Consider the following 861-nt stretch of genomic DNA (forward strand, 5'->3'; position numbering starts at 1 on the left):
AGGGGATTTGGAAATATTGAAAGGAGATTTTTTGCCATATTGATATTCCCATAAAAGTTGTGCTACAGAGTGCAGGTCGTTATTGATTGCTGCTGCTAAGGGATATATTCCTGCATTGGTCTTAAGTGATGGATTAGCCCCATGCTTAATCAAGGTTTTAACGATATGCAGATTATCCTCCTCTCTCTCAAAAGGAATACAACACGCAGTAGATAATGGTGTATAGCCCTTAATATGAGTTATATTAACATCTGCCCCAAGCTCAATCAATAAATCAAAATAACTTCTACTTTTAAACATAACACTAAAATGTAATGGAGTGTCCCCCTCTTTTTCTTGATCATTGAGCATTTTTATACACTTGGGATTGGATTTGAGAATCTTTTTCAGCCGTTGGGGATCATCAGAAAACACAGCAGCATGAAAAACATTTTCTTTTAAGGAGTTTGTTGCAAAGAGATCTACCCCTTGCTCTAAAAAATAAGCATACAACTCACACTTAGGATCTGAAAGACTTGCAAGAAATAATGTATCCCCATTAAAATCCGGATCAGCTATGCGATAATCTCCCACTGATTTGATGAGTTTTGAAAAATTCAATATCATCTTCAAAATAGGCATCTAAAATCTCTTCTTCAGTGATTTTTTGGGTTGTAGTCATCATCTATCTCCTTTTTTGTTCTGTCTCCAAAGCCTTTTTCTTTCATATCGTGAGCTTTCCTTTTAGCATCTTTTCCCTTACTTTTTTCTAGTTCTTTTGCACTCCATCTGCCATAATCCTCAGAAGCTGGCTGATTTTCCCTTTTTTCCTTGCTTGTTGTTTGGGTCCTAGTTTCTTTTCTTTTTTATCTCCCCCCTCCC

At 36.5% G+C, this 861-nt stretch carries 1 protein-coding gene; it reads right to left on the bottom strand.

Going from position 1 to position 861, the window contains the following annotated elements; all coding sequences use genetic code 11:
- Positions 1-600, bottom strand: a 600-nt coding sequence (locus CQA62_RS06775; protein ID WP_170125576.1) for an ankyrin repeat domain-containing protein, incomplete at its 3' end; no start/stop codon positions are given.
- Between the last annotated feature and the right edge of the window lie 261 nt (positions 601-861).

The sequence above is a fragment of the Helicobacter cholecystus genome (assembly GCF_003364215.1).
GTDB classification, from domain to species: domain Bacteria; phylum Campylobacterota; class Campylobacteria; order Campylobacterales; family Helicobacteraceae; genus Helicobacter_G; species Helicobacter_G cholecystus.